Source organism: Mesorhizobium sp. M0848 (genome assembly GCF_040319805.1).
In the GTDB taxonomy this organism is placed as follows: Bacteria; Pseudomonadota; Alphaproteobacteria; order Rhizobiales; family Rhizobiaceae; genus Mesorhizobium.
Map to the genome: position 1 here is coordinate 264489 of NZ_JAMYOM010000007.1, position 8924 is coordinate 273412.

An 8924-nucleotide genomic window follows, 5' to 3' on the forward strand; every position below is an offset into this window, starting at 1 on the left:
CTGCCGATTGTAAGCAGCGCCCATCGATGGCGGCCGGCGCCCTCGCCGCGTCCATCAAAACAGCTTGCGGTTCACCTCGATGATCAGACGTTTCCTTTCCTATTACGCGCCCTGGAAGGGGCTGTTCGCGCTCGACTTCTCCTGCGCGGTGCTGGCCGGTCTGCTCGAACTCGGCTTTCCCATGGCGGTCCGCACCTTCGTCGACCAGCTGCTGCCGCAGCAGGACTGGACGCTGATCATCATCGCGTCGGCCGGGCTGCTGGTGATCTATCTGCTCAACACGGTGCTGATGGCGGTTGTCACCTATTGGGGTCACATGCTCGGCATCAACATCGAGACCGAGATGCGGCGCAAGAGTTTCGACCATCTGCAGAAGCTGTCGTTCCGCTTCTACGACAACCACAAGACCGGCCATCTCGTCGGCCGTGTCACCAAGGACCTCGAGGAAATCGGCGAGATCGCCCATCACGGTCCCGAGGACCTGTTCATCGCCATCATGACCTTCGCCGGCGCCTTCGTGCTGATGTTCACCGTCAACATGCATCTGGCGCTGATCACGGCGGTGATCGTGCCGCTGATCGCCTGGGTGACGATGCGCTATGGCGACCGCATGGAGCGCAACTGGCAGGCGCTCTACCGGCGTGTCGGCGATTTCAACGTCCGCATCGAGGAGAATGTCGGCGGCATGCGCGTCGTCCAGGCCTTCGCCAACGAGGAGCATGAGCGCACGCTGTTCGCGCATGACAACCAGCGCTACCGCCAGACCAAGCTCGACGCCTACCGCATCATGTCGGCCAGCAATTCGCTGAACTATATGGGCATAAGGCTGATCCAGCTCGTGGTCATGATCGCCGGCAGCTACCTCGTCATTACGGGAGGCCTGAGCAATGGCGGCTTCGTCGGCTTCCTGCTTCTGGTCGGCGTCTTCGTGCGGCCGATCGAGAAGATCAATTCGGTGATCGAGACCTATCCAAAAGGCATTGCCGGCTTCCGCCGCTACACCGAGTTGCTCGACACCGAACCCGACATCGCCGACCGGCCAGGTGCCGTGACCGTAAGCGGCCTCAAGGGCGACATCGAATATCGCGGTGTGAGCTTCGGCTATGGCGACGGCAAGCCGGTGCTCAGGGATATCGATCTCACCATTCACGCCGGCGAAACCATCGCCTTCGTCGGACCGTCGGGCGCCGGCAAGACTACCATCTGCTCGCTGCTGCCGCGTTTCTATGAGGTCAGCGCCGGCGGGATCAGCATCGACGGCATCGATATCAGGGACATGACGCTCGCTTCGCTGCGCGGCCAGATCGGCATCGTCCAGCAGGATGTCTTCCTGTTCGGCGGCTCGATCCGCGAAAACATCGCCTATGGCCGTCTCGGCGCCTCCGACGAGGCCATCACCGATGCCGCGCGGCGGGCGCAGCTCGACGGCATGATATCGGGCCTGCCGGCCGGCTATGACACGATCATCGGCGAGCGCGGCGTAAAATTGTCGGGCGGCCAGAAGCAGCGGCTGGCGATCGCCCGCATGTTCCTGAAGAACCCGCCGATCCTCATCCTCGACGAGGCGACGTCGGCGCTCGACACCGAGACCGAGCGCGAAATCCAGAAGTCGTTGGCCGAACTTGCCGAGGGCCGGACCACGCTGGTCATCGCACACCGGCTGGCCACGATCCGCGGCGCCGACCGCATCGTCGTCGTCTCGGAGTCCGGCGTCGTCGAACAGGGTTCGCACAGCGAACTGCTCCGCGCCGGCGGTATCTATCGGCGCCTGCACGACGCCCAGCATCTGGTGTCGTCGCGCTGATCCACTATGGTGGCGGCCGAGGCAGGGAGCCCCGGATGATCAAGGCAACGCCCTTCGATTTCCCCTATGACGGCAGGCTGGTGGCCGAAAACACCGCGCTGATCGTCATCGACCTGCAGCAGGATTTCCTTTCGACATCAGGCTACTTCGCCAGGCAGGGCTATGACCCGTCGCCTCTAAGGGCGATCCTGCCGACGGTGAGCCGGTTGATCGCGGCCGCGCGCAAGGCCGGCGTCAGGGTCATCCACACGAGGCAGGGCTATCGGGCCGATATGGCCGATATGACGCCTTACGAAAAATGGCGCCGCAAGCGCGCCGGTCTCGACGGCACCGATATCCTGCTGCGCTCGGGCACGGGGTTCCAGATCGTTCCGGAGATCAATGTGGCCCCGCAGGACATCATTGTCGACAAGACCTGCAACAGCGCCTTCATTTATACGGATTTCGAGCTTGTCCTGCGCGCGCAAGGCATCACGCATCTCATGTTTTCCGGATGCACGACGGATGTCTGCGTCCACACCACGCTGCGCGAAGCCTGCGACCGGAATTTCCAATGCCTGACGATCTCGGACGCTTGCGCCAGCGGCGACAGACAAGCGCACGAAGCAGCGCTTCACATGGTGACGGTTGAGGATGGCGTCTTTGGCGCGCTCGCTGATTCCAGCGCTGTCATTGAAGGCCTGTCGCGATTGTCGGGCATGGCGAGTTAGGGCGCCAAGATCAATGCCGGCGGGACAGCACCCCCCTCTGGCCTGCCGGCCATCTCCCCCGCAAGGAGGGAGATTGGCTGTCATCTCGGCTTTCACTAATCGCCAACGTGGCAAGACGAGCGCTGCGGGTGAAGCTGTCGATCTCCCCCCTTGCGGGGGAGATGTCCGGCAGGACAGAGGGGGGTGTTAAGGATCTCGGCGTTACCGGAATAGCTTTCATTCCGTAGGCCAGAACTCAGCCCGTTGCGCGCGTCTCCAATCCTGCACGAGACGCATATGCCCCAGGCTGGAATGCCTCGTGTTCGCGACGCGCCAGCGAATTGCGCAGCAGGGCGATGGTTTCCCGGCCGACCGTTGCGATCTCACGCGGCGTGTCGACGCCGACAATCATGAATTCATCGATCCCGAGGGCTGCATAGGCAAGCAGCGACAGGGCGGCCTGGGCTGGCGGCCCGGCAACATCGACTGCCTTGTGGCCGGAGGCGGAAGCACCTTGGTGAATCCCGACCGGAAGCGCGAAGCGCAGCTTGCCGGCCCGGCCATGTTCGGCGGCCGAGCGGCGCACCCGCTCCATCAATTGCCGGATCTCATCGATCGAGCCCGGTGCCAATTCAAAGACATCGGCATGCCGGCCGGCAACTTTGAGTGCCGTTCCGGACTGCCCGCCCATGCGGATGACCAGGTCGGCGCCGTGCGGTCCCTTGCGCGGCACGTAGCCGCCCTTGATGCTGTAGAACGTTCCTTCGTGGTCGAAGGGCCGGTCGTTCGACCACAGCCGCTTCAGCAACACCAGATATTCGTCTATGCGCTGCCAAATGACGGTGTGCCCGACCGGCCGTGTTTCGGCGTCGGCGTCGCTCAGCGGCTCGCTGATCATCCTCAGCGCCAGGCGTCCGCCGCTTTTCCTGTCGATCGACGCCAGTTGGCGGGCTGCCACGGTCGGTTCGACCACGCCCGCCCAATGGGTGAGCACGACTTCCAGCGACGAGGTGCGATCGAGCACTTGGGCCGCAAGATCCATGTTGGTCAGCAGCCCGGCCGAATCGTCGACGACGATCTTGCGGAAGCCGCCATCCTCGATCAGCCCGAGCTTGGTCGCGGTCTCGGCAAAGTCGTAGAAAAAGGGAACCGCGGCATCGGCGGTCTTACCCGGAATATGCGTGAACTCGATCGGCATTGCCATGTCCTCCGTTGTGTCGGGCGCGCGAAAGCACGCCGAGGATTCGGTTCATTCAACTCCGATTGCCTGAAAGCGGTGGGCAGCTAACCCCGGTCGATCTGACGACTCAGGGAATAAGGCCCAGAACAACTGCCCCGGTGAACACGAACGCAAGGGCAAAGACGAGATAGGCGAAAGCCCCGGCATAGGCCGGGCGAAAGGCCTGGGCATTGGCCGACCGCTGAGCGCTGCGATCCGTCTGGGCGTTCTGGATGTAGGACATATCGACCTCCGTCTCGGCGATTAATCTATAAAACTGGTAGACTTTGTCGATTGCTATTTTTGGGCTAAAGACAGAATAATTTTCTCCTATGATGCCGGAAGTTGGTAGGCACTTGCTTAGAGGGAGCGCTCGGACGGCCGATCCATATGGCGCGTCCGTTTTTTGCTTCTGCGTCCGAATGGACCTATGGCCTTGCCCTCGCTGCGCTCAATTCGTGGATTGGCCGCCCGGCACGGGCGCGGTAGCATCGCCCAACCAGCAAAGCGAAATCGTCACACAGGGGCAGAAAAATGGGCACAAGACTGGCCGGCAAGGTCGCCATCATTTCGGGAGGAGCGACGGGAATGGGCGGAGCGGCTTCGGAGCTGTTCGCCGCCGAAGGCGCCAAGGTGGCGATCATCGACCGCAACGGCGAGGCGGCCGCCGCAACCGCAGCGGCGATACGCGCGCGGGGACAGATAGCCGAGCATTTCATCGCCGACGTCTCCGACGAAGCCCAGGTCGAAACGGCGGTGAAGGGTGCTATCGAAAAACTCGGACCGGTCACCGTGCTGTTCAACCACGCCGGCACCATCGTCATCAAACCCTTCCTGGAGACGACGGTCCAGGAATGGGACTGGCTGCATGCCGTCAATGTGCGCTCGATGTTCCTGATGACGCGCGCCGTTTTGCCCGGCATGATTGCGGCCGGCGGCGGCTCGATCGTCTGTACTTCGTCGATCTCGGCGGTGGCGGCGACTCCCAACGAAGTGCTCTATGACACCACCAAGGGCGCTTGCCACATGTTCGCCCGCGCCATCGCCGTCGAGTTCCGCGACCGCAACATCCGCTGCAATGCGGTCTGCCCCGGCTTCATCCGCACGCCGCACGGCCTGCGCGAGGTCGCCGACCTCGGCAGGCTCGGCGTCGACGTCTCCGACGCGGCGCTGGCCGCGCAGCAGGGCCGCATCGGCGAACCGGAAGAGGTGGCGAGGGCAGCGCTCTACCTGGCCAGCGACGAGTCGAGCTTCGTCAACGGCACGCATCTGTTTGTGGATAACGGCTTTACCGCGATGTGAGACGCTCAAAGAAGGCGCGAACTTGGCAGGATGCGGGTTCCTCGCCCCCACGAATGGGGGGAGAGGTGGCTCGGCGAAGCCGAGACGGAGAGGGGGAATGGCTCGACCTTGCCTTGCTTCGGCGACAACTCGCCAGCGTCGCAGGCCTCTCTCCGACCGCTTCGCGGCCACCTCTCCCCGCTTTGCGGGGCGAGGAACCCAAGCTTTGCTACCGCTCTTCCCGCCGAAACGGCTTGAGCAGCGCCGACGGTGCCACCGCGTTGCGCGACATCACCGCCATGGCGACGATGGTGAAGATGAACGGCAGCATCAGGAACGCCTCGTAGGGGATGTGTCCGAGCCCGCTGGCCTGCATGCGCAGCTGCAGCGCATCGACGAAGGCGAACAGCAGTGCCGCACCCGCCGAGCGCCACGGATCCCAGCGGCCGAACACGACCAGCGCGATCGCCACCCAGCCGCGCCCCGACACCACGCCGAAGGTGAAAGCGTTGAACTGCGCCATCGACAGGAAGGCGCCGGCCAGCCCCATCAGCGCCCCGCCGAGGATGACTGCCTGGAAGCGCGTGGCGGTGACACTGACCCCCGCCGAATCCGCGGCGCGCGGGTTTTCGCCGACCATGCGCACCGACAGGCCCCATGGCGTGCGGTAGAGCACGAAGGCGGCGAGCGGAATGGCGAGGATCGCCATGTAGACCAGCGCGAACTGGTTGAACACCGCCGTCCCGAGCACCGGGATGTCAGACAGGAGAGGGATCGGCAGCGTCTGAAAACCCTTGATGCTGGGCGGCACTGATTGCTGGCCGAAGATCAGCCGGTAGAGGAAATAGGCGAGGCCCGACGAGAACAGCGTCACGCCGATGCCGCAGACGTGCTGGCTGAGGCCGAGCGCCACGGTGAACAGCGCATGCAGCGCGCCCATCAGCATGCCGGTGAGCACCGCCGCCAGCACGCCAAGCCACAGGCTGCCGGTGAGGCTGGCGGCGGTGAAGCCCGTCATCGCCGACAACAGCATGATGCCTTCGATGCCGAGATTGAGCACGCCGGCCCGCTCGGAAAACATTTCGCCGAGCGTCGCGAAAGCCAGCGGCGTGGCAATGCGGATGATCGCGGCCAGGAAGCCGACCTGGAATATTTGTTCGAACACCGCGCTCATCGGGCAACTCCGACGCGACGGATGCGATAGGCGGTGAACAGCAGCGCCACAAGCATGGCAAGCAATGCGGTGCCCTGGATGACGTCGCTGAGGAAGGCCGGCACGCCGGTCGCCCGCGACATCGCCTCGGCGCCGGTCATCACGGCGGCAAGGAAGATCGCCGCCGGCACGACGCCGAGCGGATTGAGCCGCGCCAGCATCGCAACGACGATGCCGGAATAACCGTAGCCCGGCGAGATGTCGCTCATCACCTGGAAATGCACGCCGCCGACCTCGCCGACGCCGGCCAATCCGGCCAGCGCGCCGGACAGCAGCGCCGTCGAGATCAGCACCCGCTCGACGTGGATGCCGCCATATCTGGCGGCTTCCGGGTTTTCGCCGGTGACCCTGATCCTGAAGCCGAGCGTCGTGCGCACGATCAGGAACCAGATCAGCGGCGCCGCGATCAGTGCCGCGACGACGCCGAGATGCAGCCGCGTGCCTTCGAGCAGCACCGGGAAATTGGCCGAATCCTCGATCGGCGGCGAGATCGGATAGCCGCTGAAACTGTCCTTCCACGGCCCCTCGATCAGCGCCATCAAGGCGTAATAGATGACCGAGTTGAGCAACAGCGAACTGACGACATCATCGACCTTGAATTTTACTCTGAGCGTCGCCGGCACCAACGCGACTGCGGCTCCCGCTGCGGCGCCCGCCACCGCCATCAAGACCATGGCGAGCGGCCCCGGCATTGGAATGGCGCCGACAAAGCAGCTGGCCACCGCGCCGGCAAGCAATTGCCCTTCGGCGCCGATGTTCCAGAATTTTGCTCGGAAGGCGACCGCGACCGCCAGTCCGGTGAAGATCATGGGTGTTGCACGCACCATCGTTTCGGTGATCGCATAGCTGTCGCCCAGCGACGCCGTGAACATCACGCCATAAGCTTCGAGCACGCCGGGGCCGGCCAGCGCAATAAGGCCGCTGCACAAGATGAGCGTTGCTCCGATCGCGAGCAATGGCAGAGCGAGGTTGAACCAGGTCGGCGTCGAGCTGCGGACCTCCAGGCGAAACATCAGCTGTGGCCCTCCGCCCCGGTCATCATCAGGCCGAGCCGTGCGATCGTTGCATCGGCGCTGTCGAGCGTGCCGACGATGCGGCCCTCATACATCACCGCGATGCGGTCGCAGAGCACCAGCAGTTCTTCGAGATCCTCGCCAATGACGACGATGCCGCAGCCCTTGGCGCGCATGTCGAGGAATTTTTCGTGGATGAAGCGGGCGGCTCCGATGTCGAGGCCGCGCGTCGGCTGCGAGACAACAAGCACCTTCGGATCGAAGGCAAGCTCGCGTGCCAACAACGCCTTCTGCAGATTGCCGCCGGACAGCGCCCCGGCGCGGGTCATCGGCCCGGGGCACCTGATATCATAGGCCTTGATCTGCGCCTCAGTGAAGGCGCGGATCGCATCGGGCTTGAGCAGGCCCCTGCTGCTGAACGCTGTGGTGCCGATGCGCGGCAGCACCATCGAATCGGCCAGCGGCAGATTGGTCACCAGTCCGGTCGTCATGCGGTCTTCCGGGATACGGCCAAGTCCGAGCGCCTGCACCTCGCGCGGCGAGAACCGCGAGACCTTTTGGCCGGCAATCGTCATCCGGCCGGCATCGGGCGCCCGCACGCCGGAGATCACCTCCGCCAGCGCCCGCTGGCCATTGCCCGACACCCCGGCAATGCCGAGGATTTCGCCGGCACGGACGGCAAGCGATACGTCGCGCAGCGCCGTGCCCGAATGATGCGAGGTTGAGATACCGTCGAGCGTCAGCACATCAGCACCCGGCGCCGATGGTCCCCGCGCCGGCGGCACGATCTCATGGCCGCACATCAGTGTTGCCATCTCCGAGGATGTCGTGTTGGCCGGGTCATCGACGCGGCCGGCAACGCGGCCATGCCGCAGCACCGTGCAGCGATGCGTCAGCGCCCGCACCTCGTTGAGCTTGTGCGAGATGAAGATGATGCCGAGACCTTGCGCCGCCATAGAACGCAACGCCGAAAACAGCCCGTCGACCTCGCTTGGCGCCAGCACCGCCGTCGGCTCGTCGAGGATCAGCAGCCTGGCGCCACGAAACAGCGCCTTGACGATTTCGAGCCGCTGCTGCTCGCCGACCGACAGCGCCGAGACCGGCAGGTCCGGGTCAAGCACCAGCCCATGCTGGCGGCCGATCTCGGCCAGCCGCGCCAGCCCGCCGGCGCGGTCGATCCGTCCTGTCTTGCCGGGAATGCCGATGAGCAGGTTTTCCAGCACCGTCAGCCGCGGCGCGAGGTGAAAATGCTGGTGCACCATGCCGATGCCGGCGGCCAGCGCATCGGCGGAACTGGTGATCCGCACCGTCTGGCCCTGGATGAGAATCTCGCCGGCGTCGGGCGCATAGGCGCCGAACAGCACATTCATCAGCGTCGTCTTGCCGGCGCCGTTTTCGCCCAGTAGCCCGAGGATCTCGCCGGGCGCGACGCTGAGATCGACGGCCTCGTTCGCCTTGACGGCGCCAAAGCTCTTGGTGATGCCGCGCATTTCGATGAGTGGGGCGGACAAGGATGCTCCTGCGGAGAGAGGCTCTGCTTCACCCTCCCCCTTGTGGGGAGGGTCGGCTCGCAGTCGGAGCGAAGCGGAGATTGCGAGACGGGGTGGGGATGCGCCCTACGAGGAGGGGGCCCCCCCCCCCCCCCGCCCGCCCCCCACACCCCCCCCCCCCCGCCCCAAGGAGAAAAAAAAAAAAAAAAGCAGCA

The 8924-nt window shown here is 64.6% G+C and carries 8 protein-coding genes; 3 read left to right on the plus strand and 5 right to left on the minus strand.

Annotated elements, in window-relative coordinates; all coding sequences use genetic code 11:
• Window positions 1-79 precede the first annotated feature (79 nt).
• Together NKH95_RS10770 and NKH95_RS10775 are read left to right on the plus strand one after the other, a co-directional pair.
• The gene (locus tag NKH95_RS10770; protein WP_352613055.1) at window positions 80-1804 is read left to right on the plus strand and encodes an ABC transporter ATP-binding protein; all 1725 of its coding nucleotides are present in this window, start codon (window positions 80-82) and stop codon (window positions 1802-1804) included.
• Between the two features lie 35 nt (window positions 1805-1839).
• Window positions 1840-2514 (plus strand): cysteine hydrolase family protein, encoded by a 675-nt coding sequence (locus NKH95_RS10775; protein WP_352613057.1) that lies wholly within the window; start codon window positions 1840-1842, stop codon window positions 2512-2514.
• 235 nt (window positions 2515-2749) lie between these two features.
• On the opposite strand, the gene NKH95_RS10780 is transcribed toward NKH95_RS10775, so the two are convergent.
• Window positions 2750-3691 carry an LLM class flavin-dependent oxidoreductase gene (locus tag NKH95_RS10780; protein ID WP_352613059.1) on the minus strand — a complete coding sequence of 314 codons (942 nt, stop codon included), beginning with the start codon at window positions 3689-3691 and terminating at the stop codon, window positions 2750-2752.
• 109 nt (window positions 3692-3800) lie between these two features.
• The gene (locus NKH95_RS10785) at window positions 3801-3956 is read right to left on the minus strand and encodes a hypothetical protein (RefSeq protein WP_023811179.1); all 156 of its coding nucleotides are present in this window, start codon (window positions 3954-3956) and stop codon (window positions 3801-3803) included.
• 290 nt (window positions 3957-4246) lie between these two features.
• Between NKH95_RS10785 and NKH95_RS10790 the strand changes: the two genes are divergently transcribed.
• Window positions 4247-5014, plus strand: a complete 768-nt coding sequence (locus NKH95_RS10790) for an SDR family NAD(P)-dependent oxidoreductase (RefSeq protein ID WP_023811180.1) — start codon at window positions 4247-4249, stop codon at window positions 5012-5014.
• A 208-nt stretch (window positions 5015-5222) separates the two neighbouring features.
• On the opposite strand, the gene NKH95_RS10795 is transcribed toward NKH95_RS10790, so the two are convergent.
• From NKH95_RS10795 to NKH95_RS10805, 3 genes are read right to left on the minus strand one after another with little or no spacing between them, the layout of a single operon-like run.
• Entirely contained in the window at window positions 5223-6167 is a 945-nt protein-coding gene (locus tag NKH95_RS10795; protein WP_128304109.1) for an ABC transporter permease, read from the minus strand.
• Entirely contained in the window at window positions 6164-7219 is a 1056-nt protein-coding gene (locus NKH95_RS10800; protein WP_128304110.1) for an ABC transporter permease, read from the minus strand. The genes NKH95_RS10795 and NKH95_RS10800 overlap by 4 nt, the downstream gene beginning before the upstream one ends.
• Window positions 7219-8730 (minus strand): ABC transporter ATP-binding protein, encoded by a 1512-nt coding sequence (locus NKH95_RS10805; RefSeq protein ID WP_128304111.1) that lies wholly within the window; start codon window positions 8728-8730, stop codon window positions 7219-7221. The genes NKH95_RS10800 and NKH95_RS10805 overlap by 1 nt, the downstream gene beginning before the upstream one ends.
• Window positions 8731-8924: the final 194 nt, after the last annotated feature.